Annotated in this window: 23 protein-coding genes and 3 tRNA genes; 16 read left to right on the top strand and 10 right to left on the bottom strand. The window is 64.8% G+C overall.

Annotated features, from left to right (window positions below):
* Nucleotides 1–3 precede the first annotated feature (3 nt).
* On the top strand, nt 4–171 hold the full coding sequence (locus MPN20_RS06225; RefSeq protein ID WP_278189704.1) for an acyl-CoA dehydrogenase family protein: 168 nt from the start codon (nt 4–6) through the stop codon (nt 169–171).
* Nucleotides 172–241: 70 nt separating this feature from the next.
* Entirely contained in the window at nt 242–1,468 is a 1,227-nt protein-coding gene (locus MPN20_RS06220) for an acetyl-CoA C-acetyltransferase (RefSeq protein WP_242780561.1), read from the top strand.
* A 115-nt stretch (nt 1,469–1,583) separates the two neighbouring features.
* Here MPN20_RS06220 and MPN20_RS06215 read toward each other — a convergent pair whose 3' ends face one another.
* The gene (locus tag MPN20_RS06215; protein ID WP_242780560.1) at nt 1,584–4,439 is read right to left on the bottom strand and encodes a beta-eliminating lyase-related protein; all 2,856 of its coding nucleotides are present in this window, start codon (nt 4,437–4,439) and stop codon (nt 1,584–1,586) included.
* A gap of 141 nt (nt 4,440–4,580) precedes the next feature.
* On the opposite strand from MPN20_RS06215, the gene MPN20_RS06210 reads away from it, so the two are divergent.
* Nucleotides 4,581–6,347: a thiamine pyrophosphate-dependent enzyme gene (locus MPN20_RS06210; protein ID WP_242780559.1), complete on the top strand. Its 1,767-nt coding sequence runs from the start codon at nt 4,581–4,583 to the stop codon at nt 6,345–6,347.
* Nucleotides 6,348–6,395: 48 nt separating this feature from the next.
* Entirely contained in the window at nt 6,396–8,027 is a 1,632-nt protein-coding gene (locus MPN20_RS06205) for an amidohydrolase (protein ID WP_242780558.1), read from the top strand.
* Nucleotides 8,028–8,161: 134 nt separating this feature from the next.
* Here the strand turns inward: MPN20_RS06205 and MPN20_RS06200 are convergent, their stop codons facing one another.
* The gene (locus MPN20_RS06200) at nt 8,162–9,523 is read right to left on the bottom strand and encodes an aspartate aminotransferase family protein (RefSeq protein WP_242780564.1); all 1,362 of its coding nucleotides are present in this window, start codon (nt 9,521–9,523) and stop codon (nt 8,162–8,164) included.
* A 199-nt stretch (nt 9,524–9,722) separates the two neighbouring features.
* Between MPN20_RS06200 and MPN20_RS06195 the strand changes: the two genes are divergently transcribed.
* Nucleotides 9,723–10,334 carry a YigZ family protein gene (locus MPN20_RS06195; protein WP_242780557.1) on the top strand — a complete coding sequence of 204 codons (612 nt, stop codon included), beginning with the start codon at nt 9,723–9,725 and terminating at the stop codon, nt 10,332–10,334.
* 17 nt (nt 10,335–10,351) lie between these two features.
* Here MPN20_RS06195 and ybaK read toward each other — a convergent pair whose 3' ends face one another.
* Both ybaK and MPN20_RS06185 read right to left on the bottom strand, forming a co-directional pair.
* The gene (gene ybaK, locus MPN20_RS06190; RefSeq protein ID WP_242780555.1) at nt 10,352–10,852 is read right to left on the bottom strand and encodes a Cys-tRNA(Pro) deacylase; all 501 of its coding nucleotides are present in this window, start codon (nt 10,850–10,852) and stop codon (nt 10,352–10,354) included.
* A 269-nt stretch (nt 10,853–11,121) separates the two neighbouring features.
* Nucleotides 11,122–11,469: a metallopeptidase family protein gene (locus MPN20_RS06185; RefSeq protein WP_242780553.1), complete on the bottom strand. Its 348-nt coding sequence runs from the start codon at nt 11,467–11,469 to the stop codon at nt 11,122–11,124.
* A gap of 138 nt (nt 11,470–11,607) precedes the next feature.
* On the opposite strand from MPN20_RS06185, the gene MPN20_RS06180 reads away from it, so the two are divergent.
* The 3 genes from MPN20_RS06180 to MPN20_RS06170 all read left to right on the top strand — a co-directional run bounded on the left by MPN20_RS06180 (nt 11,608) and on the right by MPN20_RS06170 (nt 11,953).
* Nucleotides 11,608–11,680, top strand: a tRNA-Glu gene (locus MPN20_RS06180).
* Nucleotides 11,681–11,735: 55 nt separating this feature from the next.
* A tRNA-Asp gene (locus MPN20_RS06175) sits at nt 11,736–11,809 on the top strand.
* A 68-nt stretch (nt 11,810–11,877) separates the two neighbouring features.
* Nucleotides 11,878–11,953, top strand: a tRNA-Phe gene (locus MPN20_RS06170).
* Nucleotides 11,954–12,009: 56 nt separating this feature from the next.
* Here the strand turns inward: MPN20_RS06170 and MPN20_RS06165 are convergent.
* The gene (locus MPN20_RS06165; RefSeq protein WP_242780551.1) at nt 12,010–12,852 is read right to left on the bottom strand and encodes a CPBP family intramembrane glutamic endopeptidase; all 843 of its coding nucleotides are present in this window, start codon (nt 12,850–12,852) and stop codon (nt 12,010–12,012) included.
* A 213-nt stretch (nt 12,853–13,065) separates the two neighbouring features.
* Here MPN20_RS06165 and MPN20_RS06160 point away from each other — a divergent pair, with 213 nt between their 5' ends.
* From MPN20_RS06160 to MPN20_RS06150, 3 genes are all read left to right on the top strand, one after another.
* Entirely contained in the window at nt 13,066–13,914 is an 849-nt protein-coding gene (locus tag MPN20_RS06160; protein ID WP_242780549.1) for an SDR family oxidoreductase, read from the top strand.
* 115 nt (nt 13,915–14,029) lie between these two features.
* Complete coding sequence (locus MPN20_RS06155) at nt 14,030–15,013, top strand: patatin-like phospholipase family protein (protein ID WP_242780547.1); 984 nt, start codon at nt 14,030–14,032, stop codon at nt 15,011–15,013.
* A gap of 155 nt (nt 15,014–15,168) precedes the next feature.
* Entirely contained in the window at nt 15,169–15,666 is a 498-nt protein-coding gene (locus MPN20_RS06150; RefSeq protein ID WP_242780545.1) for a hypothetical protein, read from the top strand.
* A 34-nt stretch (nt 15,667–15,700) separates the two neighbouring features.
* On the opposite strand, the gene MPN20_RS06145 is transcribed toward MPN20_RS06150, so the two are convergent.
* Complete coding sequence (locus tag MPN20_RS06145; protein WP_242780543.1) at nt 15,701–16,540, bottom strand: isocitrate lyase/phosphoenolpyruvate mutase family protein; 840 nt, start codon at nt 16,538–16,540, stop codon at nt 15,701–15,703.
* Between the two features lie 92 nt (nt 16,541–16,632).
* Here MPN20_RS06145 and MPN20_RS06140 point away from each other — a divergent pair, with 92 nt between their 5' ends.
* Nucleotides 16,633–18,060, top strand: coding sequence for a sugar porter family MFS transporter (locus tag MPN20_RS06140; RefSeq protein WP_242780541.1), 1,428 nt, complete (start codon nt 16,633–16,635; stop codon nt 18,058–18,060).
* 16 nt (nt 18,061–18,076) lie between these two features.
* Nucleotides 18,077–18,454, top strand: a complete 378-nt coding sequence (locus MPN20_RS06135) for a universal stress protein (protein WP_242780539.1) — start codon at nt 18,077–18,079, stop codon at nt 18,452–18,454.
* Between the two features lie 53 nt (nt 18,455–18,507).
* Here MPN20_RS06135 and MPN20_RS06130 read toward each other — a convergent pair whose 3' ends face one another.
* Complete coding sequence (locus MPN20_RS06130; RefSeq protein WP_242780537.1) at nt 18,508–18,678, bottom strand: hypothetical protein; 171 nt, start codon at nt 18,676–18,678, stop codon at nt 18,508–18,510.
* 102 nt (nt 18,679–18,780) lie between these two features.
* Here MPN20_RS06130 and mgtE point away from each other — a divergent pair, with 102 nt between their 5' ends.
* A complete protein-coding gene (gene mgtE, locus MPN20_RS06125) occupies nt 18,781–20,148 on the top strand; it encodes a magnesium transporter (protein WP_242780535.1) in 1,368 nt (455 codons plus the stop codon).
* A 110-nt stretch (nt 20,149–20,258) separates the two neighbouring features.
* The gene (locus MPN20_RS06120) at nt 20,259–21,524 is read left to right on the top strand and encodes a C45 family peptidase (RefSeq protein WP_242780534.1); all 1,266 of its coding nucleotides are present in this window, start codon (nt 20,259–20,261) and stop codon (nt 21,522–21,524) included.
* Nucleotides 21,525–21,549: 25 nt separating this feature from the next.
* On the opposite strand, the gene MPN20_RS06115 is transcribed toward MPN20_RS06120, so the two are convergent.
* Nucleotides 21,550–23,352, bottom strand: a complete 1,803-nt coding sequence (locus MPN20_RS06115; protein WP_242780532.1) for an ABC transporter ATP-binding protein — start codon at nt 23,350–23,352, stop codon at nt 21,550–21,552.
* Nucleotides 23,349–25,070, bottom strand: a complete 1,722-nt coding sequence (locus MPN20_RS06110; protein ID WP_242780530.1) for an ABC transporter ATP-binding protein — start codon at nt 25,068–25,070, stop codon at nt 23,349–23,351. Before MPN20_RS06110 ends, MPN20_RS06115 begins: the two co-directional genes overlap by 4 nt.
* A gap of 62 nt (nt 25,071–25,132) precedes the next feature.
* Here MPN20_RS06110 and MPN20_RS06105 point away from each other — a divergent pair, with 62 nt between their 5' ends.
* The gene (locus MPN20_RS06105) at nt 25,133–26,014 is read left to right on the top strand and encodes an oxidoreductase (RefSeq protein WP_242780528.1); all 882 of its coding nucleotides are present in this window, start codon (nt 25,133–25,135) and stop codon (nt 26,012–26,014) included.
* 34 nt (nt 26,015–26,048) lie between these two features.
* Here MPN20_RS06105 and MPN20_RS06100 read toward each other — a convergent pair whose 3' ends face one another.
* On the bottom strand, nt 26,049–26,939 hold the full coding sequence (locus MPN20_RS06100) for a GntR family transcriptional regulator (RefSeq protein WP_242780526.1): 891 nt from the start codon (nt 26,937–26,939) through the stop codon (nt 26,049–26,051).
* Nucleotides 26,940–26,962 lie beyond the last annotated feature (23 nt).

Genomic DNA, 26,962 nt, shown 5'->3' with positions numbered 1-26,962 from the left:
GAGATGGCGGAGAAGGTCACCTCTGAGGGCGTGCAGATCCATGGTGGTGCCGGGTACACGAAGGACTTCGCGGTGGAGCGTCATTGGCGTGACGCGAGGTTGACGAAGATCTTCGAAGGCTCGTCAGAGATCCAGATGCGCATCATCTCCGACGAGCTGCTTGGACGTTAGAGAGCTCCTTGGGCGCTGAGCCACCACTTTTGAGACACTGAAACCAACTAATCCCTTCCCAGGAGGAAGAATGTCGAAGAATATAGTCATCTGTGAGCCCGTGAGATCTGCCGTCGGTGGATTCGGCGGACAGTTCAAGAACCTGCCGCCCGAAGAGCTCGGCCGTCAGGTCCTCGAAGCTCTCATCACGAAGTCCGGGCTGAATGTCGACGTCGTCGACGACGTCATCCTCGGCAACTGCTACCCCACGATGGAAGCTCCGGCCATCGGCCGTGTCGTCGCGCTCAACGCCGGTCTGCCGATCACCACACCCGGACGTCAGATCGACCGCCGCTGCGGATCCGGCCTCCAGACCATCGCCGACGGACACGCGATGATCAACGCTGGCTTCGCCGACGTCGTCATCGCCGGCGGTGTCGAGACCATGAGCCGCGGTGCCTTCTTCAATGAAGAGATCCGGTGGGGCATCAAGGGCGCAGGAGTCGAACTCAAGGACAGCTTGGCTCGTGGCCGCGTCACCGCAGGCGGCACGAACTACCCGGTGCCCGGCGGCATGATCGAAACCGCAGAGAACCTGCGCGCCGAATACAGCATCAGCCGCCAAGAGCAGGACGAATTCGCTGTCACCTCACACCAGAAGGCGGCCAAGGCCCGCGACACCGGACTGTTCAACGACGAGATCGTGCCCATCACGCTCCCGGCGACCAGGAAGACCCCGGAACAGGTCATCACAACCGATGAGCACATCCGCCCGAACGCGAGCGTGGAATCCCTTGCCAAGCTGCGTCCGATCCTCGGATCCTCCGACGCCGAGGCGACTGTGACCGCAGGCAACGCCTCCGGCCAGAACGACGGTGCCGCGCTCTGCATCATCGCCACCGAAGAGAAGGCTCGTGAGCTCGGTCTGCGCATCTTCGCCCGCCTCGTCGGCTGGGCCGTCGCCGGCGTTCCGCCGAAGACGATGGGCATCGGTCCCGTGCCGGCGGTGGCCAAGGCACTCGAACGTGCCGAGCTCAGCCTCAACGATATGGACCTCATCGAACTCAACGAGGCTTTCGCATCGCAGGCACTGGCCTGCACCCGCGAGTGGAAGCTGAGCGAGAGCGACTTCGCCGAACGCCTCAACGTCAACGGCTCGGGTATCTCGCTGGGACACCCTGTGGGCGCGACTGGCGGGCGCATTCTGGCCACCCTGCTGCACGAAATGAAGCGCCGCGACTCGCGCTACGGCGTGGAGACCATGTGCATCGGCGGCGGCCAGGGCATGGCAGCAGTCTTCGAAAACCTCGCCGGCTGATCCTCGACCGAACACCGAGCGGACCACTTAGCGTCGAGCGGGTTAGTTATAACTGGTCCGCTCGAGGGTAAGTGGTCCTCTCGGAGGAGAGCCATGCTGCCGCGCGGCCCGGCCCTCAGGCCTTCGACTCCACGGGGTCCTTCTCGAGGATGACGCGGTAGCCCAGGCGGGCGTCGTAGCCGTGGATCTCACGAGTGTCGAGCGCGGACATGAAGTCGAGCACCTCGGCGGTGATGATCTGTCCGGGCACGAGCACCGGGAATCCTGGAGGGTACGGCGTGACGAACCCGGCGGAGACCGGCTTCTCACCCGACTCGACCCGGCGCCCCAGCTCCTCCGGAAGGACATGCTCGATGTTCCACCGGCGCAGTCCCGCGTAGTAAGCGGTGCGCAGGTCGCCGTCGGGCAGCTGCTTCGACGGATCCTCGGCAGGCACCTCGGCGGCGTATGCCGGGGCGAAGGCGCTGAAGTCGGGCAGCGGCGGCATGATCGCCGCGGGCTCGTCGAGTGGATACTCGGACTGGATCTCGTGCCGATCGTTGAACTTCTCGGCCATCTTGACGAGGACCTCGATGAGGTAAGCCACGGACGAACGCGAGGTGCCGATGTTCGTCATGAACAGCACCGTGTTGCGGCTCGTCTTGTTGACCTGGATGCCGTAGCGGTCCATGAGGAAATCGTGCTTGAAGGTGTCCCCGTCGACTCCGGTTCCGCTGATCTCGATCGTGATGCGGCTGGGATCGACGACGAACTCGTCGGTCGTCCACGCGTGCCAGAACGTCGCCAGACCATCGCGCAGAGGCATCGTACGCTCGGTCTCCCGGTACTCCTCGGGGATGAGGTCGGCGGCGGTGAGCACCTTGAAGGTCTTCTTCAGCAGCGGGTGGCGAGAGACAGCAGAGGCCAGACTCATCGCCAGGTCCAGCTGCTTCTGGACGAGAGCGAAGCCCTCCATCTCGACCTGACGGCGTCCCAGATCCAAGGACGCGAGGATCTGATAGTTCGGCGACGTCGACGTGTGCGTCATGTACGCCTCGTGGAACGATTCCTCCGCACCGTGGGAGAACTCCTGATCGAAGACGTGGATCATCGAGCCCTGCCGCAGTGAGGTCAGCGTCTTGTGCGTCGACTGAGTCGCATACACGCGCAGGACCGCATCGGGCGGCGGCAGCAGAGTCTCGTTCAGCCACACCTCGTCGGGAGCCGGCACGCCGGTCTCCGGATCGAAGAGCCGCTCGCGCTGTTCCCGATATGCCTTGGCATGCGCGTCGGTATCGAGCAGAGCTTCGAGGTGCTCGGCCGCGACCATGGCCGTGCGCTTGCGGGTGACCGGATGGAACCGGGCGAAGGCGAACCAGGCCTCATCCCAGAGGAAGACAAGGTCTGGCTTGATCGCCAGACACTCGGCCATGACCTTCTCCGGGTCGTAGACGATGCCGTCGAACGTGCAGTTGGTCAGCGTGATCATCCGGACCTCGTCGAGGCGGCCGGCAGCCCGGTAGTCCAGCAGGAGCTGCTTGATCCGGTTGAGCGGGACCGCACCGTAGAACGCGACATCGTTGAGTGGGTACGCCTCGAGGTACGCGGTCCTGGCACCGGTGAGCATCAGCGCATGGTGGTGCGACTTGTGGCAGTTACGGTCGACCATGACGACTTCGTTGGGCGAGACGACGGCCTGATGGACGATCTTGTTCGCCGTCGACGTCCCGTTCGTCACGAAATAGGTGCGCTTGGCACCGAAGGCCCTCGCCGCCAGCGACTGCGCCTTCTTGATCGTGCCGACCGGCGCGAGCAGGGAATCGAGCTCACCCGAGGTGGCGCTGGTCTCCGCGAGCAGCAGGTTGAGGCCGTAGAAGTCGACGAAGTCGCTGATCCACTTCGATCCGACAACCGAACCGCCGCGGGAGACGGGCAGAGCGTGGAAGACGCCGGCCGGGCGGCGGGCGTGCTCGCGAATCGCGGTGAAGAACGGAGTGTCGTAAAGGTGCTGGACACGGCGCAGCAGAGACAGGTGGAGTTCGAACTGGTCCTCGCGGCGGAAGACACGGCGGAACCGATGAGTCAGCGCCCCGGCCAGGCTCTCAATGTGGGCACCGGCCATGAGGTAGAGGTCGAGCTCGGGACGCAGACCGGCCAGGGTGTCGGCCAGACGCAGCACTCGGCGAACCGAGTTGAGCGGGCTCATCGGCATCGTCGGCGAATCGGTCGTGCCTTCGTGGGCGAGCTGGACGGCATTGCGCAGATCGCGGCTGAGTACCTGTCGGGTGCGGTCGGTGAAGCCGGGACGGATGACACAAGCGAGGAGGTTCGGGTTCGTCAGCGCCGCGACGACCGCGTCGTCGGCGGTGGGAACGATGACGTAGTCGTAGATGAACTGGTCCGAGGCGCTGCGCAGCTTGAGCAGGTCCGTGTGCAGCTCATCGCGGCCGCCTTCGGTCGTCTCGTCGACGATGAGGACCTCGAAGCGGGGACGTGGATCCTGGCGGTCCTTGTGCTCGGCGCGCTCGTCCTCGGACAGGCTGTCCTCTTGGACATCGGGGACCGTTGTCCCGCGCAGACGGTAGACGGCCCGCGTGATCATGTCGTGGGCCTTGTCGAACTCACCGTCGGAGAGCAGCTCGGCGATGTCTTCGACATAGCGCTGGCCGAAGCCGCCCCAGTACAGTTCGATCGTCTTCAGTGACCGCAGCGAGCGCCAGACCTCACCGTCTGCGGCGATCATCGAGAAGTCACCGCCGCTGATGGCCAGCCGTTTGATCGCGAACTTCAGGTACTCCCAGGCGTCCGAGCGCAGTCGCCACGTGCTCGCCGGCATGCCGGGATCGCGTTCGAGCCTCGACTTCTGCGGTCGAGAGCGGAAGCTTGAGCTGCGATCGGAGTCCAAGCGCGCCCGCCGTCTGCCTCCGGCGGCTGCCGGCCCGGGCGTGAAGGACGCCTGTGCCGAATGGTCGTCGGAGTCGATGCCGGTCATACTTGAGCCTCCTGGCGGTGTAGAACCTCTCTGCCGAGCAAGTCCCTTGGGGAATCCGTTGTGCACAGATCATACGGCGTTCGTCGTTCGAATGTTCATCGGTCCGCCCACTTGAGACAAAAGAGTGATAAGCATGGAGCCATGGACAACACCGAGCCACTTTCCGCCGGCCATCTCCTCGTCAAGGAGCTCGAAGCCCACGGTGTCCAGCGTGCCTACCTGGTCCCGGGCGAATCGTACCTTGACGTTCTCGACGGCCTCCACGATTCGACCATCAAACCCATCGTCTGCCGTCAGGAGGGCGGGGTCTCCTATATGGCCGTCGCCGAGGGCCGGATGACGGGCATTCCCGGAATCGCCATGGTCACCCGCGGGCCCGGCGCCTCGAACGTCATGGTTGGCGTCCACACCGCCTTCCAGGACGCGACCCCGCTCGTCGTCTTCGTCGGGCTCATCCCCACCGCGCAACGCGGTCGGGAGTCCTTCCAGGAATTCGACCTGAACGGCTGGTTCTCCACCACGACGAAGAAGGTTCTGACCCTCGACGACCCCGACAAAGCCGCCGAGGTTGTCGCCGATGCCATGCACACCGCCGTGACCGGCCGGCCGGGTCCCGTCGTCGTCGGTCTGCCCGAGGAGATCCTCGTGCAGGCGAGCGCCGGAAAGGTGTTGCCGCCGCGCACACATGGATCCGCCGCCCCGTACTCCGGCGACGTCACCGAGCTGCGCGCCCGCATCCTCCAAGCCGATCGTCCCGTGCTCATCATCGGCGGCGAAGACTGGTCACCGGCGACCTCGCGGAGGATCGCGCAGTGGTCACGCGACCGTGGACTCGGCGTGATCGGCACCTTCCGCGCCTATGACGGCATCGACCACGACTCCCCCAATTTCCTCGGCATCCTCGGCTTCGGTGCCTCGGAAGTCGCGAAGAGGACCTTCGCCGAAGCGGACCTGCACATCTTCCTCGGCTGCGTCCGCACCGATGTGGCCACCAACGGCTTCACGATCGGCACCGAGGCCAAGACCGTCGTCATCGGGCCCGATCCTGACGCGCACGGACATTTCGGCAGCCTCGACCAGCACATCGTCACCTCGGTCAATCGATTCGCACAGGCCCTGTTCACCAAGGACGGGATCCGCGCCTACTCGGTCTCCTCGGACGGGTCCATCGACGAGCCTGCCCCCGGGGATGAGCACCTGACATCGAACGACGAACCAGTGCCGCTGCCCGAGTGGATTCGCGACGCCCGGGCCGAGCTCGAGGACTGGAGAGTCCCGGTCCCCCGGAGCACCGCCTCGGCGGGGTCAGGTGAACGGAGCTCCGCCTCGGTGGGGTCCGGTTCTGACGTTTACGAGGACGGCTTTGTCGACATGGACGAGGCCTTCGTCCATGTGAAGGAGCTGCTGCCGGACAACGCGATCATCACCTACGGGGCGGGAAACTTCTCGGGCTGGGCCACCAGGTTCCTGCCCACTCACGGCTTCCCCTCGGCTTTGGGCCCGCGGAACGGGTCGATGGGCTTCGGCCTCCCCGCCGCTGTCGCCGCTGGTCTCGTCCACCCCGAGCGGGCAGTGTTCTGCATCGCCGGCGACGGGGACTTCCTGATGAACGGCCAAGAGCTCGCGACCGCAGCGCAGTACGGGGTGAACCTGACGATCGTCGTCAACGACAACTCGGTCTACGGCACGATCCTCGGCCACCAGGATCGCGAGTACCCGGGCCGCGCGACGGGAACGACTCTGCGCAACCCCGACTTCGCAGCCATGGCTACGGCCTTCGGCGGTCTCGGCATTACGGTCGAACGCACCGAGGACTTCCGCGCCGCCTTCGAACAGGCACTTGCGCACAAGGGACCCGCGCTCGTCCACTGCCTCACCGACCCCGCGATCCGCGGAGCCCGCGTGTGAGGGCAGGTGCCCCACCCCGATCAACCCCACGAACAATAAGGTGACTCTATGAACATCGACGCGATCTTCACCGATCTCGACGCCCACACCCTCGACCCAAACCGGCCGCGGGCGCAGAAGATCGGGGTCTTCGCCGGACGCATCATCGGCTTCGACGAGGAGCTCGACGGCGTCACCGCCGATCGGGTCGAATCGCTGGGCGGGGCCACGGTGCTCCCCGGCTTCAACGACGTCCACTGCCACACCGCCTGGTTCGGGCTGACCCTGGCATCCATCGACGTCACCGCGCTGCCGGGCGGCCTGACCGATGTCTACGCGGCCCTCGAACAGGCGGCAGCGACGACTCCGGCAGGCGAATGGATCAACGCCACCGGCTACGCCCACCGCGACTACGACGGGCAGTACCCTGAGCTGTCCCGCCTCGACGAGATCACCGGCGACCGTCCGCTGTTCATGCGCCAGACCTCCGGCCACGCGGCCATCGTCAACACCGAGGCCATGCGCCGCGCGGGAATCCTCGAACCGGACTTCAGCGACCCCGTCGGCGGCAAGGTCGTCACCGATCCTGCCGGCCATCCGACAGGTCTGCTCGAGGAGACCGCGCAGGAGCTCGTCCAGAACCTCATCCGCCCCTATTCGCTCGATACGATCGTCGAAGCACTCGACCTCGCGACCACGTACTACGCGAAGGAGGGCATCACCTCGTTCGGCGAATGCGGCATCGCCTATGGGTGGATCGGCCACTCCCCCATCGAGATCTCCGCCTACCTCCGCGCCCAGGAGGAGGGCAAGCTCCACGCTCGAGCCCAACTCCTGCCGCAGGCCGACGGCCTCCACACGATCGCGGCGAACTCCGCCGACGGCTTCGGGATCGGCCTCGACGCCGGACTGCGCACCGGCCTCGGCGATGATCTGGTCTCAATCGGCCCGGTGAAGTTCTTCATGGACGGTGCCCTGAGCGGGGAGACTGCAGCCCTGCGCGAGAATTACACCGGCAAGGATCACCCCGGCTACCTACAGGCCGACGTTGAGGTGCTGCGCAAGCAGATCCTCGACACCTACGCCTCCGGATGGTCCGTGGCCGTCCACGCGATCGGCGACGCAGCCGTCGACGCAGCGGTGAAGAACATCGTCGACGCCCAGGCCCGTTTCGGCCGTCGAGCCGTGCCCAACCGCATCGAGCACGCGGGCATCGTCCACGACGAGCACGTGGCCACCCTGGCTGCCAACGGCATCGTCGTGACCCCACAGGCCGCCTTCGCCGAGGGCATCGGCGACGGGATGAACGCCTCGGTCGGCCCTGCCCGCCGTCGCCTGCTCTACCGCGCGAAGTCCTTCGTCGACGCGGGCGTCATGCTCGCCGGCAGCTCGGATCGCCCCTGCGCCGAGGGCAATGTGCTGCGCGGAATCGGGGCCTATGTGACCCGGACGACCCGTGACGGCGACGTCATGGGATCAGCCGCCGAATGCCTCACCCCCGCCGAGGCTGTCGCCGCCTATACATCGGTCGCTGCGACCGCCTCGGGGCAGGGCGAGGATAAGGGCACACTCTCACGCGGGAAGCTTGCGGACTTCGTCGCCCTCGACGCCCACCCTGCTGATGTGGACCCGGCGGAGATCGCGCAGATTCCCGTCCGCGCCACTGTCCTCGGCGGAAAGTTCACGCACGACGCCCGCTGAGGCCCGGGCTGTCTGCGGACGTCTGCGGCCGCCTGCGGATTCAGCAACCCTCCGGGCATCGAGCTACCCGCAGACGGGTTGCTGAGCGCCCGGAGGGTTGCTCGATCGGAGTTGTGGTGGCAACCCTCTGAGTTTCAGCGGGAGAAGTCGAGGTCGGTGAGCACCTTCTCGAAGACGTTGAGTCCCCTCTCGAGGTCCTCTTCGCTGATGTTGATCGGCGGGACCACGTGGAGACGGTGGTAGTTGTTGAAGGGCACGACGCCGAGTTCCTTGAGCGATGACACCACCGAGGCGACCTCGGGTGAGCCTCCGCCATACGGTGCCAGCGGCTCGCGGGATTCTTTGTCCCAGACGAGTTCGATGGCCCAGAATGCGCCGACCCCGCGGACCTCGCCGACGTGCTTCGAGTTCTTCGCGATCTCCCGCAGCCGAGGTCCGATGATCTCTTCGCCGATGCGAGCGGCGTGCTCGATCATGCCCTCCTCGTCCATGGCCTTCATCGTGGCCACGGCTGCCGCGCACGCCAGCGGGTGGCCGGAGTAGGTGAGTCCGCCGGGATAGGCCTTCTGCGCGAACGAGCCGTAGATCGCCTCGTTCATGATCACTCCGCCCAGCGGCACGTACCCGGAGTTCACGCCTTTGGCGAAGGTGATGATGTCGGGCACGACGTCGAAGTGCTCGAACGCGAACCACTTGCCGCTGCGGCCGAACCCGGCCATCACCTCGTCGGCGATGAAGATGATGTCGTGCTTGTCGCACAGTGCGCGCACGCCCTGCATGTACTCACTGCTCGGCAGCATGATGCCGGCGGTGCCGGGAATGGTCTCGAGGATGATCGCGGCGATCGTCGAGGGGCCTTCGAGTTCGATGGTGCGCTCGAGGTGGCGCAGAGCGCGCTCCGTCTCCTCTGCCTCGGTGGTGGCCGAGAACTCGGTTCGATAGAGGAAGGGACCGAAGAAGTGGACGACGCCGGAATCGCCGCGATCGTTCGACCAGCGACGGGGGTCGCCGGTGACGTTGACGGCCGTCTCCGTGCCACCGTGGTAGGAGCGGTAGCGGGAGAGGACCTTGTGCTTGCCGGTGTGCAGCCGTGCCATGCGGATCGCGTGCTCGTTGGCATCGGCGCCGCCGTTGGTGAAGAACACATGGTCGAGCCCGGCAGGGGTGCGTTCAGTGATGAGGCGAGCGGCCTCCGACCGGGCGGCATTGACCGTGGCGGGACTGATCGTGCACAGCAGATCGGCCTGGTCCTTGATCGCTTGGACGACCTTCGGATGCTGATGCCCGATGTTCGTATTCACCAGCTGCGAGGAGAAGTCGAGGAAGGACTGTCCCTGGCCGTCGACGATGGTCGAGCCTGCGGCCCTGGAGACGGTCATCGGATCGATGAGTTCCTGGGCCGACCACGAGTGGAAGACGTGTGCTCGGTCGAGTTCGTAGGCTCGGGCGGATTCGTCCTTGATCGCTGAGATTTCAGCATCGCTGAGCTGGTGCATGCTCGTCACCCTTTCATCGTTGAGAAGGCCGATGCCGCGCCCGTTGTGCGCGGTCATTCGTCGCGCAGATTGTGCGCGTGTCCGCTCATCGTAGATCACATTCCAGCGATTGCCGACCGCACGACCGAACCGTGGGCGACACACTCCTGGTTCGGCACCGAAAGCCGCCGCACACTCGGCCTTCGGTAGAGTGATTCGCATGCCCTACCGGACGATCGCTGCCCCCGCCGAAGCCGAGATCGAAATCAAGAAGTCCCGCTTCATCGGGTACCTCGCACCGGTCGCCACCGAGGCTGAGGCCAGAGAGGTCATCGCCGAACGGCGCAACGCCCACCCGAAGGCCCGTCATCACTGCACGGCGTTCGTCCTCGACCCGGATTCGCGCACGCAGCGCTTCAGCGATGACGGTGAGCCTGCGGGAACGGCCGGGGCGCCGATCCTCGACGTCGTCTCCGGCCATGATCTGACCTATGTCGTCGCGGTCGTGACCAGGTACTTCGGGGGAACCCTGCTGGGCGCGGGAGGACTCGTGCGCGCGTACGGTCAGGCCACCTCGGCGGCGGTGGATGCGGCACGCATCGTGACGAAGCATGAGCTGGTGCCGGTGAGCGCGAACGTCGACTACGCCCAAGCCAATGCCCTCGACAGGGCGGCGGGCAACCGGGGATGGTCGACGCGGGCCCAGTACGGCGCGGACGTGGCGTTGGACATGATGGTCCCCGTCGCCGAGGTGGATGTTGCCCTGGCGACGTACGCCGACCTCACAGCCGGGCAGGCAGAACCCGAGGTCGGGGACGTCGAATGGGTGTGACGCTCAGTTCTGTGTGATCAGTCCAGGGCGGCGATCTTCGCGACCTGGGCGTTGGTCAGCATGACGAGATCCTCAGGACGGATCTCAATTTCGAGGCCGCGACGGCCTGCGGAAACGTAGACCGAGGGATGCTCGAGAGCGGTGCGGTCGATGACGACGGGCACGGCATGGCGCTGGCCGAATGGGGAGACTCCACCAACCGGGTAGCCGGTGCGACGTTCGGTCTCGGCGACGCCTGCCAGCTGCGCCTTCTTGGCACTGCGCGCGGAGGCGAGGCCTTTGAGGTCGAGCTGACCGGAGACGGGGACCAGTGCAGTAACCGGTTCACCGTCGACCTGGATCATGAGGGTCTTGAACACCTGGTCGGAGCCGACGCCGAGCTTGTCGGCGGCTTCGGAGCCGTAACGTCGCGTGCTGGGGTCGTGATCGAAGCTGTGCAGGCTGTAATCGATGCCCGCCAGGTTGAGAACACGAACGGCCGGGGTAGCCGCGCTTGTCGGTTTGGATGCCACTGTCATAAAGGGGTCGTGCCTCCTGCCCGTAACTCAGCGGGGACACATGGAGCATTTCTGCCCGGGGTGAGGACCCCAGTGTTCCCGCGTCGATACGGACGGAATGTTGTATCGAATGCTGATAGGTACCCGCCCACAATAGGCGAAGTCCAGGCTTGAGCGCCAATCAATGACGGTTGATGAAACCCGCTGACAACTTCCGCTGAAGCCTTTTCAGCGGCACACGGAGCACGCGCGCGCAGCCTGCCGCGATGACCGTTTCCGCCGACGCCTGCTCAGCCCCAGCCGATCTCGTGGAGGCGGTCATCGTCGATCCCGAAGAAGTGCGCGATCTCGTGGACGATGGTGATGACGATTTCGTCGCGCAGGTGATCGCGGTCCTCGGCGAAGGCAATGAGGTTGTCACGGTAGAGGAAGATGTTGTCCGGCATCTCCAGCCCGGAGATGCCGCGCTCCCCCACCGGGGTCCCTTCGTAGAGGCCGAGCAGCGAAGTGTTCCCGTCCTCAGGCTGGTCCTCAACGAAGAGCGCGACGTTGTCGAGCTCGTCGGTCACACCCGCGGGGAGCAGGTCGATCGCCTCGTCGAGGATCGCTTCGAACTCTTCTGCGCTGAGGTCATCCATACCTGACAGCCTATCTGGGCGCTCTCCCGCAGGCCCCAAAACCAGTGTGACCGAGGACACGGGAAACCGGTTTGCACTCTGCGAAATGGTTGGGATAAGCTTAACGTCGTTGCCCCGGGGAATCCGAGGTCAACCTGGGCCCCCATCGTCTAGAGGCCTAGGACACCGCCCTTTCACGGCGGCGACACGGGTTCGAATCCCGTTGGGGGTACGGTGTAGGATTGTAATGGTTCAACACACAATAGAATCACCAGTTACACCAGTTTGGCCCTGTAGCGCAGTTGGTTAGCGCGCCGCCCTGTCACGGCGGAGGTCGCCGGTTCGAGTCCGGTCAGGGTCGCGGAGCACAAGGCTCTTCTTCGGAAGGGCCTTTGTTTCTCTCAACATACTTCGGTATGTTGGCGGCCTGGCTCTGTAGCTCAGTTGGTAGAGCGTTCGACTGAAAATCGAAAGGTCACCGGATCGACGCCGGTCGGAGCCACCACCAAGAAGAACCCCCGGATTTCTGCGGAAATCCGGGGGTTCTCTGCGTCTCCGGACTCAGCCCTCGGCGAGCACCGGCCGGGAATCCTCGAGCACCTGCCGCCGATTGCGCGATGGAAGGATTGTGCCGCGTCGATGAGCCATCCAGACGAAGATCGCGCCTGCGAGAATACAGATTGCAATGGAGAACACGCTGCCTTCGGGACCGAAGTCTCCGCCGGTAAGGAGCACCGGGCCTGACATCGTCGCGTCCAGCAGCCCCTGTGGTGTGTTGGCTCCAGAGACTTCAGTGCTGAAGATTCCGCCCGCAGCTATGTTCCAGCCGAAGTGCAGACCGATCGGAACCCACAGCCGTCTTGTCGCCATGTAGGCGGCGGTGAGCATGAAGCCGGCCTCGACCGCGATGGCGATCGCACCGAAGAGTGAAGCGTTGGGGTTGAGCAGATGCATGAGGCCGAACACCAGTCCGGTGATCGCCATGGCGATCCATGACCCGGTCCGCTCTTCCACGACTCGGAACAGGACACCTCGGAAGATCACTTCCTCAGTGACCGCGGCTGCCGCCATAAGACCGAGCAGCCCCAACAGCGCTCCCGGAGATCCGAGTCCATCGACCGCGTACCCGCCGAGGAGCGCAATGGCGGCGATCGCAAGAGAGAACAGGCCGATGCCGATGAGCGCTCCGAGGCCCAGCGCCCGGACCGCACCTGTCGGCGACACCTCGGCGACCGGGCGATTCTCCGTGCGCCGCACGACAACGCGGTAGACGAGGAGCGTAAGGGTTGCAGTAATGAGCCCTGCCAGGAGAGCCAACACCCCGTTTCCTCCGACGATATTTGCCGCGACTCCGCCGAGGACGGTGACTGCTACGACGGCGACTAGCTGTTTGATGAGACGCACGAGATCAACTCCATTCACAGGATGACCGGAAGCGTTTGCCTCGGCCATCCGTGACGATAGGGGGCACTCGCCTGGGCCGACATCACTCTGGAGGGTGAAAACAGATGAGACAAACTGGTTACGCATCGGTAACCATGGCAAGTAGTGTGATGTCGGTAACAGGTTTCCCAGTCGAACCATGCGCTGAGACTCACGATGCAAAGGAGCAGACATATGACCCGCGGTACCCAAATCAAAGGTGCACGAGTGCTGATCACCGGTGCAGGCAGCGGAATCGGACGCCTGATGGCCCTGGACGCTGCGGCCCGCGGAGCCGCAGAGATTCTCATCTGGGACCTCTCGGCTGAGACCGGCCAGGCCGTTCGCGATGAGCTCGTGGCGAAGGGATCGCAGGCCCGCTCCTTTGCAGTCAATGTCGGTGACTCCAGCCAGGTCGCAGCCGCCGCAGAAGATACCGGACCAGTGGATGTCCTCATCAACTGCGCGGGAATCGTCACCGGCAAGAAGCTGCTGGAAGCCGACGAGGACGCCGTTCGACGTGTCTACGACGTCAATGTCTTCGCCCTGTATTGGACGACACGTGCCTTCCTGCCTGGAATGCTCGAACGGGACCGCGGCAGCGTGGTCACCATCTCCAGCGCCGCAGGCCTCACCGGCGTGGCCAAACAGACCGACTACTCGGCCAGCAAGTTCGCCGCCCTGGGCTTCACCGAGTCGCTGCGCAACGAGCTGCGCACCGACGGCAGCAACGTCGAAACTCTCGTCGTGTGCCCGTTCTACATCAATACCGGCATGTTCGAGGGAGTGACGACGAAGTTCCCTCGCCTCCTGCCCATCCTCGAGGAGAACTACGTCGCCACCAATGTCCTGGATTCCATCGAAGCAGGACGAGAACAGCTGATCATGCCCGCACTGGTTCGCCTGCTGCCGGCTATGCGGATGCTGCCGACGCGGGTCTTCGACCGAGCGTTGGACTTCCTCGGCGTCAACAAGACCATGGATCATTTCACCGGTCGACGGCCCGTGGCCGCCGAAGCCGATCCCTCCCCCGCACGGCGCTGACGAGGGACGCGAGCTCCTTCCCTCGTTGCCTCCACGTCTACTGGGTGGACAATGAGAGGAGGAGCATCGACGCGGTGGTCACCAGCACACCGAGGCTGCTGAGAAGGAGGACGCCATGGCCCTCACCGATCTGGTCCTCGAAGGCGGAGGAGCCAAACTTCCCGGACTCATCGGCGCGATCAATGAGCTGACCTCGGCCGACTACTCCTTCAACCGCATTGCCGGAACATCGGCCGGTGCGATCGTGGGCGCGCTGACCACCGCGGGCATTCCACCGGAGCAGCTCATCGAGACGATCCTCGGCAAAGACTTCACCGACTTCGAGGACCTCTCCCCTGCTTTCAGCCTCGCGCCGTGGCTCGGGAAGATTCAAGGACTCCTATTCCACAAGGGAATGTACCTCGGTACTGCCCTCCACGATTTCCTGGACGATATTCTCTCCGCGCAGGGCATCCGCACCTGGGGCGACCTCCGCCTGCACGACCCGGAGAGCGCGTTGCCTCCGGAGCGGCAGTACCGCCTCGTCGTCATCGTCTCCGATGTCTCCCGCGGTCGGATGCTGCGCCTGCCTTGGGACTACCGTTCGGCTCTCGGTGTCGATCCGGATTCTCAGTCGGTCGCCGAGGCGGTCTGCGCCTCTGCCGCGACACCGTTCTTCTTCCGGCCCCGATCGCTGCGAGCAGACCCGAGCGCGGCAGGCGGTGCCTCGGTACTCGGCTCCGACGGCGGGCTGCTCTCGAACTTTCCCGTGGACATCTTCGACCGCAAGGATGCCCAGCCTGCCCGCTGGCCCACGCTGGGGGTGATGCTCTCGGCCCGAACGACAGCCGAGTCAGAGTGGCGACCGAATGCGAACACCTACGAGTACGCCGTCTCGCTCCTGTCGACCATGATCAATGCCCACGACCGGCGCCATATCGATGAGCCCTCGATCACCGACCGAACGATCTTCGTCGACACGGCCCATTACAGCAGCACGAACTTCGCGTTGACGCGGCAGGACAAAGCCGCTCTCATCGAGTCGGGCGAGGACGCAGGACGAGAATTCCTCAGCACCTGGGACTGGCAGGAGTGGAAGGAACACTACGGCCGGGCGTGATCGACAGGCGTCAGACAGTAGGCAACAGTGGGCTGGGATCAGGCGGCGGATGACCACAATTGTGACCGAAACGGGGACTGCGGAGGTGCATCTGCCCGTGCAACAATGTGGGCATCGACGATGAGACCACGTCGACCACGAGCGAAGGAGAGATCATGAGCGATAATTCCAACGAACCGACGCAGTGGCAGGACGGCCTGGAGACAGACGACCCCACGCTCGAAGAGCCGACGGCCGCTGAACTCGACGACCCGGAGCTCAACGCCGCCGAGGACGAGGCCGACGATATCGACGCCGACCTGGGCACCGTGCCCGAAACCGCATCCGATCCGTTCGTCGAACCCGGTGCCGAAGGCCCGGAGGGGACCGGAACCGAGGGCGCCGACGACGCTCTCATCGAAGACGCCGGCTGGGAGGACGAGGCCGATGCCCCTGCGCTCTCGGGGGAATACTCGTCAGATTCCATGACCGCCGCTGAGCTGAGCAATCGCCCCGGAGACGAGATGGTCTCCGACAACGAAGATGAGTCGGAGGTTGCTCAGCTCTCCGGCGACGACCTCGACGTCGATGCCCTTGCCGATGATGGGATCGAAGAGGTCGCAATCATCGACGGAATGCCCGAGATCATCGACGACAATTTCGACGAAGACTGAGGCCAGCCTCGGCGAGGGTTGAGGCCAGAGCGTCCTACGGGAGCTGCGAATCCAGCCCCGCAATGTCCTGATAGGACAGCACATTCTCAGCGTCTGCCGGGAGATCGCGGTTCAGCCCATCCAACGCCGCCAGAGCGGCCGAGACCGCCGTGCGGTAGAGCAGCGAACCCGTGCTGATCCGCGCGACTCCGGCCTCTGCCAGTTGAGTCCGCGAGAAGCGCGGGCTCGCGAGCACGTTGAGCGGCAGCGGGCTGGCAGCGGCGATCGTCTCGATCACATCCAGATCGAGATTGCCGGGCACGAAGATTCCGTGGGCACCGGCATCGGCGTAGGTGCGGATGCGCTCAAGAACCTCGCCGAGGTTGTCCTGCCCGATCCAGAACGTATCGATCCGTGCGTTGACGAACAGATCGGGAACCGCATCCCTGATTGCGCGCACTTTGGCGACCAGCGTGTCCGGCGCGACCATCTGTCCGCGAACAGAGTCTTCGATGTTGATTCCGTCGACCGCGAGCCCGGCGTCCCCTCGCGATGAGACTGCGTCCCGCAGGATATCGACGACCTCAGCCGGATCGTCACTGTAGCCATCTTCGAAATCACAGGTGAGCAGCGCTTCGGGCAGGGCTCGGGAGATGTTGCCGATCAGATCGGGCATAGCGGTCAGGGTTTCACGGTCCTCATCGGCAGCGCCGATGCCGGCAGCCACACCCAGACTGGTCGTGCCCACAACCGGGTGACCCGCCTCGGCGAACAATCGGGCACTTGCCACATCCCAGGCGCACGGCAGAAGGAACGGCTCCCCCGGACGGTGCAGTCGGTGGAACGACTGGCTGCGGGAGGGCTGACGCTCGGAGGCCAGGATCTGATCGCTCATACCCCCATGCTAGGTCTCGCGCTCGCCTCACCCCTCACTCCAGCACACGACGACTGACTATGTTAGAAACGAGAGGGAGAAGGGAGTCATCCATGTCTGTTTCGCCTTATCGCTCCGAGAAGCAGTTCGACCTGCCGCATGCGGGTGTGGGTCGGCCTGTGCATCGCCTCGGCGTCATCGCCACCGTGGCCACCTTCGGCGGGCTCCTCTTCGGCTATGACACGGGCGTCGTCAACGGTGCCCTCGAACCGCTGAGCCAAGATTTCGGTCTCACGCCGCTGTCCGAGGGACTCGTCGTCGCCAGCCTCATGATCGGTGCCGCATTCGGTGCGGTCTTCGGCGGTCGCGTCGCCGACGCCTACGGCAGGCGTCACACGATCCTCCTGCTGGCAGGTGTCTTCATCATCGGCACGCTGGGCTGTGTGCTGGCCCCGGGCGCGGAGTTCCTCATCGGTGCCCGCTTTGTTCTCGGCATCGCGGTCGGCGGAGCCTCCGCCACCGTCCCCGTCTATCTGGGCGAGATCGCCCCCTCAGAGAAGCGCGGCTCCTTCGTCACCCGCAATGAGCTGATGATCGTGGCGGGGCAGCTCGCAGCATTCATCATCAACGCCGTGATCTTCAACGTCTGGGGCCATGTCGACTCCATCTGGCGCTGGATGCTCCTCGTCGCCCTCGCACCGGCCATTGCGCTGCTCGTGGGCATGATCTTCCAGCCGGAGAGCCCCCGCTGGCTGATCTCGAAGGGCCGCACCGAGGAGGCTCTCGAGGTGCTCAAGCAGGTCCGCTCCCCCGAACGCGCCGAGGCGGAGGTCGCCGAGGTCACCCACCTCGCATCCGAAGACGCCAAGCAGGCCACCGGTGGACTCTCCGATCTCGGAACCCGTTGGGTGCTGCGATTGGTCATCATCGGCGCAGGCCTCGGCTTCTTCCAGCAGCTGACCGGCATCAACTCGGTCATGTACTACGGCACGCAGCTGCTCACCAATGCCGGGCTCGATTCCGGTGTCGCGATCATCGGCAACATCGCCAACGGAGTCTTCTCCCTGCTGGGCATCTCGCTGGGCATGTTCCTGCTCAACAAGCTGCCGCGTCGGGTCATGTTCCTCACCGGCTACGCCCTCATCGCGTTCTTCCACGTCCTCATCGCGCTCACCGCCGTCGTCATCCCGCCAGGACCTGCTCAGGCGTGGACGGTCCTCGTGTTCCTCGTCCTCTTCGTATTCTCGATGCAGGGCACGGTCGGGCCGCTGACCTGGTTGATGCTCTCCGAGATCTTCCCGATGAAGATCCGCAGCTTCGCCATGGGCATCTGCGTGTTCGTGCTGTGGATCATGAATGCCATCGTCGCCCAGTTCTTCCCACCGCTCATCGAGGCGATGGGAATGACGGCGACATTCAGCATGTTCGCCGGTTGTGCCGTAATCGCCTTCATCTTCCTGTTCCTCCTTCTGCCCGAGACCAAGGACAAGGATCTGGCGCAGTTCGAGCGGGATTTCAAAGCGAAGTACGGGCGGAAATGAAAGAACAGGAGCCACCATGTCAGTTGCAGTAGCCGTCACCGACAGCCCTGAGGGTCGCACAGCGTTGGAGAGTGCCGTCGCCGAAGCGCGGGCTCTGGACACGGGCCTGCTCCTCATTAATCTCACTCTCCATGACTTCACCGATGATGAGATTCCTCGTGACCTCGAGGTGACGCTGATCAACAGGTCCGGGCGCGGGGATCGTGATCCCGTCACCGCGGTCCTGGATGAGCTTCGCGATCACGTCGCCGAGGTGGATCGCCTTGTTCTCGGTGTGCGCAGTCGATCCCGTGTGGGCAAGGTCCTGCTCGGGTCTGTGGCCCAACGCCTCATCCTTCGCTCCCCTGTCCCGGTGCTCACCGTGCAGGTGCCGGAGGCTGCGAAGAAACGCTGAGCAGCGAAGGGCTGAACAGCGACGCCGACACCCACACCATCATCCGTTCCGACTCACGGAAGATCTGCTGCGCGTTCGCCTCGGTCACGACGACCGGGAAGTTGAGGACCTGCGGCCAGCAGAACGACTGAGAGCACAGCGGTCGCGATCAGCGTCGAGCGTCGGATCCGCTTGGTGACGGTTCCGGTTTCGAATGTCATCGCATAGTTCTGTTGCCCCACCATAGGACGATCGTACCTGGCAGCATCGGACTGGTTTGGGCTGGTCGTCTCACTGTCGCATATGGTGGGGGCGAACGGAGAGGCCGTACGCGCAGAGGAGCAGCCATGACTGACATGACGGTGGAGAACTCGGCGGCAGATCGCCTCGAGTCCGCACTCTCAGGACGGATCGACCGGTCCGCCGTAGACACGGTTTCGACACTCGCCCACCAAGTGCCCCTTCCCGAGCTCACCCGCCTCGTCCACACAACGACGCCGCTGCAGTCAGCCGTCCTCTTCCGAGTCCTCGACAAGGACGAGGCACTCGCCGTCTTCGAGAATCTGACACCGGGCTACCAAGCAGAACTGATCCAGAATCTCCGCGAACCAGAGGTCGCGCACATCGTCGAAGGCCTCGACCCCGACGACCGCGCAGAGCTCTTCGGTGAGCTGCCGGCCAATGTCACCCGCAGACTCATGAGCGGCCTCGACTCCGAGGAACGCGAGATGACCACTGCGGTCCTCGGATACCCGAAGAAGGCGATCGGCCGATACATGTCACCCGAGGTCCTCAGCCTCCACGAGGACTGGACCGCCGCCGAGGCGATGGAGGTCGTGCGTGCCCGCATCGACGGTCCCGAGACCGTCTACCTCTTGCCCGTCGTCGGCGTCGGTCGTGTCCTTTTGGGGGTGGTGTCCCTGCGTAACCTCATCGCTGCCGAACCCGAGGCTCTCGTCGGGGACTTGGTGCGAGAATCGATCAGCACGCAGGCGCTGACCGATCGAGAGGTTGCTTCCCGTGAATTCCTCTCCCACCGGCTCATTGCGATGCCGGTCGTGGACAAGGAGGACCGCCTCGTCGGGATCCTGACCATGGACGATGTCCTCGACATCGTTGATGAGGAAGACGCGGAGGACATCGCCCGGTCCAGCGGTTCCGAACCACTCGACCGCTCCTACCTCTCAAGCACCATCTTCCGGCTGGTCAAGAGCCGCATCGTCTGGCTGCTGGTCCTCGCGGTCTCCGCGATTCTGACCGTGCAGGTCCTCGAAGTCTATGAGGACCGGCTCGACCAGGTCGTCATCCTCGCCCTTTTCATCCCACTGCTCACCGGCACAGGAGGCAACACCGGCAACCAGGCTGCGACGACCGTGACTCGGGCGCTGGCCGTGGGCGAGGTGAGGATCCGCGACCTCGGAAAAGTCATCTGGCGCGAACTGCGGGTCGGCGCTCTGCTGGGAGCCGTGCTCGGGCTCCTGGGATTCACCGTCGCCGGTCTCGTCTATGGGTGGTCAATCGGGCTGGTCATCGGCCTCACCCTGCTGTCTGTGTGCATCATGGCGGCCACCGTGGGCGGTCTGATGCCGATCATCGCGAAGCGCGTGGGTGCAGATCCGGCGGTGTTCTCCAACCCGTTCATCTCCACGTTCTGCGACGCCACCGGCCTGATCATCTACTTCACCATTGCGACGACGGTGCTCGGGCTCAGCTGAGAGCCACCGAAACCCGAGCCCAAACGCCAGAGGCCAGACCCCAGACGCCAGACCCCAAGGACTGTCAAGATTTCATTGACACACGCGATGTGTCAACCTATGGTTGACACATGACCTCATTTGAATTCTTTGCAATCACCGAAGACCACCCCTCCACCCGCTGGCAGAAACTCTTCGATGCCGTATGGCCTGGCTACCGGGCGTGGTATCTCCGCGACGGGGACCTCGCCCGCCCCAGCCTGGCCACGGCCGAGGCCAAACTGCGCGAACACATGCCCGAACTCGTCCCCACCTGGCAGCGCCTGGTCGAACTCGCACGCGGGGACGAGACCGCGGCGCGCATGCTCACACTCTGGAATCCGCCGCGTTTCCTACCCGGGTGCTCACAGGTTGCCCTGCAATCTCCTGAGCCCGCGCTGGTGCGCAACTACGACTACGGGTTGGAACTGTTCGAGCAGGTCCACGCCTCCACTCGCTTCGGCTCACGCCGGGTGATCGGGACCTCGGACTGCCTGTGGGGCCTACTCGACGGGATGAACGAGGACGGGCTCGCCGTATCCTTGGCCTTCGGCGGGCGCCCCGGCGACGGTGACGGCTTCGCCGCTCCACTGGTCGTGCGCTTCCTCCTGGAGGTCGCCAGCTCCGTGCCAGAGGCTCTGCGCCGACTCGAGACGATACCGGTGTCCATGTTCTACAACCTGACCATGATCGATGCCGAAGGCACGTCGGTGACGGCCTACGTCGGTCCGGGGATGGCCCCTGAAGTCATCGACGATCCGGTGGCTACGAACCACCGCGGTCGCCACCCGGAGTTCCCCGACCATGCTCGACGATTCCGCAGCCTTGAGCGACAGGACCTGCTCACCGAGGCGATGGAACGGGGATGTGATGCGCAGGAGATGGCCGAGACGATGCTCGCCCCGGGAGTATTCAGCGACGACTACGACAACGCTTTCGGTACGCTGTACACTGCCGTCTATCTGCCGCTGCGCGGCGAAGTCGAATACCGCTGGCACAACCAAAGCTGGACCCGCAGCCTGAACTCACCCGAGGAGATGATCATCGTGACCCTCGATGAAGACAGTCCCGAACCGTTGCCTGTCGACGGGCAGCCCGAGAACCAGCCGATCGCGGACCCGGTCAGGGAATTCGCGGGCCCCGCTGTGGCCGATCTGGTCGACACAGCACGGCAGGCCGTCCACGATCTGTCCCATTCGCCGGACCCCGAGGCGTTTTCGGCGCTGCTCAGCCTCTCCGCCGAGGTCGGTGAGGCCCTGGGGACCAGTGCTCGCACGATGGCCGAGCACAATTCCTGGGCCCGGGTGGCCGAGATGGCCGACGTCAGCCGTCAGGCAGCCTGGCAGCGCTGGCGCTGAGCGTCCACGCGCCCCGGCCGCAACATCACGCCGACCACGCCGACCACAGTTGGGCGTAACGGCCACCTGCCGCGACCAAGTCCTCGTGCGGGCCCTCTTCGACGACCCGTCCATGCTCCATGACCAGAACCCGATCAGCGGTCTCGGCTTGGCTGAGGCGGTGGGCGACGACGAGGGCACCACGTCCGGCGAGGGCGGAACGGGCAGATGCTTCGAGCACGTGGGCGCCGGCGGATCCGGCCTCCGCGGTCGCCTCGTCGAGGATCGCGAAGTCGGGGTCGGCAAGCACCAGCCTGGCCAGGGCGATCGACTGGTCCTCAACGGCGCTGAGGCGTGTGCCGCCGTCACCGACCTCGGTGTCCAGCCCGTGCGGCAGTGCGGTGGCCCAGCTGGCACCGACCGTGTCCAATGCCGCGATGATCTGCTCATCCGTGGCCGCCGGGACCGGCAGCGCCACGTTCTCACGCAGGGTCCCGGTGAACGTGTGCACCTCCTGGGCGACCATCGTGATGTGCCCGCGCAGCCTGTCGTCGGGCAGCTCGGTCAGTGACACCGACCGTTCCGTCTCCCCCGCCGAGGTGGTTGTGCCCCTGGCGAGTTCAGATCGGCCGCGGGTGGGTGCGGAAAGTCCCGCAGCGATCCGGGCCAGCGTCGACTTCCCGGCCCCGGTGGTGCCGACGACGGCGACGACCTCACCGGGGTTCAGACGCAGACTCACACCCTTGAGGACATGATTGCTCGATTCGGGATCCTCATCGTAGGAGAACCACAGGTCCTCCAGCACCAGGGACGGACGGTCGATGCTGATGTCGTTCGTCCGCCTCGGCGAGCTTGCTGCTTCATCGATGACGCCGACCATGCGGGTCAGTGAGGCACCTGCGGATTGGACCTGGTCGAAGAGGCCGACCAGGGCACCGATCGGGTTGAACAGCCGGTGGAAGACCAGTGCCGCGGTGGTCACGGCACCGGCGGTCGTCTCCCCGAAGTAGACAAGGGCGAATCCGGCGATGAGGAGCAGGGAGAGCACGACAGCCTCGGCGCGGTTGTTGCGTGAGAAGGCGCGGGTGAGGAAGCTGAACACGCCGATCGAGAGGTCCCGGGCCTGCCCGGAGGCGGAGTCGATGCGGGTAAGCTCCCCGGATTCCGCGCGGTAGGCACGCAGGGTTCGGGCACCGGTGAGCCCGCCGAGGAGACGACCGGCACGGCGCCCGAAGGCAGCGCGTTCCTCCTTGTAGAGCGGTTCCGACCTGGGCAGATACCAACGCAGGGTGAGCCAGTACATCGGCAGAGCGACGAGACCGACGATACCCAGGCGCCAGTCGATCGCAGCCAGACCGACAGCGGAGACGATAACGATGAGGAGCGATTCGACGACGAGGGGCAGTACCTGTGCTGCGGCCTCACTGATCTTGCGGGAATCGTCGGCGACGCGCGAAACCAGGTCACCCGTTCCCGTCGATTCGATCCGCTGTGCTTCGAGGGTGAGCGCGGACTCGACGACCTGTGTGCGCAGATCTGCGACAACGGGCATCGCGATATGGGCCAGCGCCCACGCACTGATCCAGGTGCCCAAGGCCATGACCACGCCGGCAATAGCTACGGCGATCGCACACGTCATGACGACATCTGATCCGGCTCCGGCAGGGAGTTCGTCGACGAGGCGGCCGATCGCCCACGGTCCCACGAGCCCAGCACCGGCGTTGGCGATGCCAGCGAGGAAGAGGACGATGAGCCAGTTCCAGCGAGCCCGCAGCAGCGGAGCCAAGTGGCCGAATGAGCGACGCCGGGAGGCGATCGCCAGTGTGGTCTGCGGAGACTGTTCGCTCATCGGGTCACCGCGTTTCGGTAGGCTGCGGCGGCGTCTGCAGCAGAGTCGTCCGCGGCGGCGAGGAGCTCGGCGTGCTTGCCCACGAGGCTGGGGCCGGTGGTGGGCACGAACACGACCGAGTCGGCGGCCGCGAGGAAGGCCGGTGAGCTGGTGAAGATGAGCGTTGCGGCACCACCGCGTGAGCTGCGCAGGTCCTGGAGACCGGAGGCTATGCGTGCCTCGGTGACGGCGTCGACCGCGGTCGTGGGTTCGTGGAGGACCAGGACCTGAGGGTCGGCGTGCAGGGCCCTGGCCAGGGCCACCCGCTGGCGCTGCCCACCAGAGAGGTTCCCGCCGAGTTCCTGGATGCGGTGATCGAGTCCATTCTCGACGAGATCGAGGAGTTCGTCGGCACCCGAAGCGGCCAGCACCTCGGCGCTCACAGGGGCATCGCCGGCACCGAGGATCATGGTGATGTTGGAGCGGATGGTGCCCTCGAACAGGTCAACTGTGTGCGGTGAGACGAGCATCTGGTCCACCGTGGTGCCGCGGGCGTGGGTGCTCAGCGCGGCCAGGAGCGCCGATTCCGGTGCAGGGTCCTCTGTGACGATGCAGGTCAGGGTGCCGAAGCTGGTGGTGACGTCGACCGTGCGCTCCTCCCCCACAGCCCAATCGCGGATGCTGATCGCCTCGTCGTCGATATCGACGGTCGGTACGACTGCGGTCGCAGGCGTCGTCGGCTCAGCAACGTCGTTCGGTGCTGTTATCGACTCGGTATCGTCGATGTCGGTCAGCAGCTGGGTGATCCGCTGGGCGGCTCCGTGGGATTGGGCAAAGAGGCCGACGATCTCGGCCAGAGCGCGCATCGGCTCGGTGAGGAACGCGGTCATGCCGAGGATGCCGATGAGTGCGCCGACGCTCATCTGTCCGTCAATGAGGCGCAGGCCGGCGACGATGAGGACGATGGCGAGCACGACCGACATGACGAGTGCTCCGAGGCCGGCGAGGCGGCCGGTCCTCTCACCGGTGGCGATGCCGGCGGTCGCGGCCTCGTCCGAGGTGTGACGGTAGCGGTCCACGGCCCAGGTTTCCCCACCCATGGCCTTGATCACGCGCAGCCCGTGCATGAGGTCGGAGGCCGACCGGCCGGCTCGCGCCACGGCCTCGAGCTGTGCGTTGGCCTTGGCGGACACGGATCGACCGGGCAGTGCCACGATGAGCAGCCCGATGGGCACTGCGATGAGGACGACGAGTCCGGTCACGGGGTCAGCGATGAGGAGGCAGACGGCGGCTGTGATCATGCCCAGCACCGAGGCGATTCCCCGTCCCAGCTGGGCGAATGACTGGGCCGCCGTGTCCGCGTCCGCCGAGGCGATCGAGAGGACCTCACCGGAGGCGCGGTCGGGTGGAAGGTTCGCCGAGGTGAGAGCCGCGTGGGTGATTTCAACGCGCAGGGCGTGCGCCTCATGTTCGCGGGCAGAGTTGCACAATCGTGCACCGAATCTGTAGCCGAGGCTGAGCACGGTGAAGAGCAGGGCGATGCCGAGGATGGAGACGAGGAGCATCGGGAGGGAGAGCGGGATGATCGCGACGTCGACGACGATGCCGATGGCCACGGGGACGAGTGCCTCACAGACCTGCCACAGCGACATCGTGATGACGCCGGGAAACAGGAGACCGAGCCGCCGGCGGACGGCTCTGCGGAGAAGCATCGAACCTGATGAGGGAGTCTGCGGCACGAAGGCTACCCTAACATTTTGCGAGGAGTCATGAACGTCTCACTTGGGCTTACGATGGCCTTATGGGCAATAGGCTCGATGGCAACATCGCATCAGCGGCTGACCGCACCATCGTCATCACCGGTGGCAACAGCGGAATCGGCCGAGGCACGGCGTCCATGCTTGCGGGCATGGATGCACATGTCGTGCTGGCGGTGCGCAACCTGGACAAGGGACGGGCCGCGGCGAAGTCGATGCGCAGACCTGTCGATGTGCGAGAACTCGACCTCGCCGATCTCGCTTCGGTGCGTGCCTTCGCCGAGGAATTTTCCGACCCGATCGACATCCTCATCAACAATGCGGGGATCATGGCCCCGCCCCTGGGGCGCACTGCTGACGGGTTCGAATCCCAGTTCGGCACGAACCATCTGGGCCATTTCGCCCTGACAAACCTGCTTCTTCCCCAGATCCGAGATCGGGTGGTCACCGTGTCCTCGATCGGACATCGAATGGGGACCATCGACTTCGATGACCTCAATTGGGAACGCAGGCCGTATAAGCCGATGCCGGCCTACGGGCAGTCAAAGCTGGCGAACCTCCTCTTCACCTGCGAACTCCAGCGACGGCTCACCAAGGTGGGCTCGTCCGTCATCGCGGTCGCGGCCCATCCGGGACTGGCGGCGACGAACCTCTACCGGCTGCAGGGCAACCGCCTGCTCGCGTCTGTCACCGAGGCTGTGATCGGTCTGATCTCGCAAGACGAACAGCAAGGAGCTGTGCCGACACTGTGCGCAGCCACAGCCGACATCCCCGGCAACAGCTATGTCGGGCCGCGCCGCTTCAAGGAGACTTTCGGACAGCCGAAGCTCGTCGGCCGCTCTCGCGAGGCGCAAGACGCCGAGGTGGCACGGCGCCTGTGGACCGTGTCCGAGGAGCTGACCGGGGTGGAGTTCCCCGAACTCTGAGGCGGGCCACACCCTGATGATGAACTTGTCGCGCTCAGCCCAGCCGGCTCATGCGCTTTGCAAGATCATTCATCTGAGTAGCGATGGATCGTGCTGTTTCACTCAGATCGGTCGCATCAGCCGCACCGTTTTGCGGAAGTGAAGTCTGCTTCGGCGTCGATAAAAGTCGGCTTCCGGGGGGATCTGAAATCGCCTCAACGTCGAAGACCACACGATCAGCGCGATGCCAGGTGCAGAAGTACTCGATGGCATTGCCTTGGTCGTCACAACTGGTGCCTTCGAGCACCAGGAGCGGCGCGGCCAGCGGCACCGCGAGCGACGCGGACAATTCTGCCGACGCCGATACAGCCCGGACTTGACGATGGCCTGCTGTCACAGGGATTCCGAATCGCGCGCGCAGGGTCTCATGCAGAGACGAGTCCACCAGATCTTTCGCTTCGAGTCCTGGCACAAGGCTGAGCGGAAGCCAAGTATGAATAATGGCAATCGACTCGCCATCGACACTGCGGCGGCGGTTGAGCGCGAGCAGTTCTGAAGTACCCAGCGCCTTTTGGGCACGTGGATCAGCTGCACGTTCGAGCGAGATGATCTCCGTCGTGACGGAATCGCCAGAGTTCGAGAATTGAGCGGAGAGGCCAGACATCTTCTGCACGGCCCGGTGGTGTTCATGCTGCGGAGCAACGACGCTGCCACGACCACGTCCGCGCTGGATGAGGTTGTCATTGGTCAATGCCGCCATCGCTTGTCGAACGACGGATCGTGAGATTCCGAACTTAACCTGGAAGTCTGCTTCCGTCGGCAGCCGCGTGCCCGGAGGAAGCGCACCTTCCGCTATGCCTTGCCGAATCACTTCGCTCAGCTGCCGGTGAAGAGGCTCGTCCTGCGAAGAATCGAGCACGCCCGAAGGTAGGCCATCGATCCACATTGTCGTTCCTCTCCATGCGCGCA

The sequence above is a fragment of the Brevibacterium sp. ZH18 genome, assembly GCF_022748595.1.
Taxonomy (GTDB): domain Bacteria; phylum Actinomycetota; class Actinomycetes; order Actinomycetales; family Brevibacteriaceae; genus Brevibacterium.
This window is presented reverse-complemented; position numbering and strand designations above follow the sequence as displayed.

Bases quoted from the DNA above. Each gene is read 5' to 3' on its own strand.
- MPN20_RS06225 (WP_278189704.1), top strand. From the start codon at position 4: ATGGCGGAGAAGGTCACCTCTGAGGGCGTGCAGATCCATGGTGGTGCC.
- MPN20_RS06220 (WP_242780561.1), top strand. From the start codon at position 242: ATGTCGAAGAATATAGTCATCTGTGAGCCCGTGAGATCTGCCGTCGGT.
- MPN20_RS06215 (WP_242780560.1), bottom strand. From the start codon at position 4,439: ATGACCGGCATCGACTCCGACGACCATTCGGCACAGGCGTCCTTCACG.
- MPN20_RS06210 (WP_242780559.1), top strand. From the start codon at position 4,581: ATGGACAACACCGAGCCACTTTCCGCCGGCCATCTCCTCGTCAAGGAG.
- MPN20_RS06205 (WP_242780558.1), top strand. From the start codon at position 6,396: ATGAACATCGACGCGATCTTCACCGATCTCGACGCCCACACCCTCGAC.
- MPN20_RS06200 (WP_242780564.1), bottom strand. From the start codon at position 9,523: ATGCACCAGCTCAGCGATGCTGAAATCTCAGCGATCAAGGACGAATCC.
- MPN20_RS06195 (WP_242780557.1), top strand. From the start codon at position 9,723: ATGCCCTACCGGACGATCGCTGCCCCCGCCGAAGCCGAGATCGAAATC.
- ybaK (WP_242780555.1), bottom strand. From the start codon at position 10,852: ATGACAGTGGCATCCAAACCGACAAGCGCGGCTACCCCGGCCGTTCGT.
- MPN20_RS06185 (WP_242780553.1), bottom strand. From the start codon at position 11,469: ATGGATGACCTCAGCGCAGAAGAGTTCGAAGCGATCCTCGACGAGGCG.
- MPN20_RS06160 (WP_242780549.1), top strand. From the start codon at position 13,066: ATGACCCGCGGTACCCAAATCAAAGGTGCACGAGTGCTGATCACCGGT.
- MPN20_RS06155 (WP_242780547.1), top strand. From the start codon at position 14,030: ATGGCCCTCACCGATCTGGTCCTCGAAGGCGGAGGAGCCAAACTTCCC.
- MPN20_RS06150 (WP_242780545.1), top strand. From the start codon at position 15,169: ATGAGCGATAATTCCAACGAACCGACGCAGTGGCAGGACGGCCTGGAG.
- MPN20_RS06145 (WP_242780543.1), bottom strand. From the start codon at position 16,540: ATGAGCGATCAGATCCTGGCCTCCGAGCGTCAGCCCTCCCGCAGCCAG.
- MPN20_RS06140 (WP_242780541.1), top strand. From the start codon at position 16,633: ATGTCTGTTTCGCCTTATCGCTCCGAGAAGCAGTTCGACCTGCCGCAT.
- MPN20_RS06135 (WP_242780539.1), top strand. From the start codon at position 18,077: ATGTCAGTTGCAGTAGCCGTCACCGACAGCCCTGAGGGTCGCACAGCG.
- MPN20_RS06130 (WP_242780537.1), bottom strand. From the start codon at position 18,678: ATGGTGGGGCAACAGAACTATGCGATGACATTCGAAACCGGAACCGTC.
- mgtE (WP_242780535.1), top strand. From the start codon at position 18,781: ATGACTGACATGACGGTGGAGAACTCGGCGGCAGATCGCCTCGAGTCC.
- MPN20_RS06120 (WP_242780534.1), top strand. From the start codon at position 20,259: ATGACCTCATTTGAATTCTTTGCAATCACCGAAGACCACCCCTCCACC.
- MPN20_RS06115 (WP_242780532.1), bottom strand. From the start codon at position 23,352: ATGAGCGAACAGTCTCCGCAGACCACACTGGCGATCGCCTCCCGGCGT.
- MPN20_RS06105 (WP_242780528.1), top strand. From the start codon at position 25,133: ATGGGCAATAGGCTCGATGGCAACATCGCATCAGCGGCTGACCGCACC.
- MPN20_RS06100 (WP_242780526.1), bottom strand. From the start codon at position 26,939: ATGTGGATCGATGGCCTACCTTCGGGCGTGCTCGATTCTTCGCAGGAC.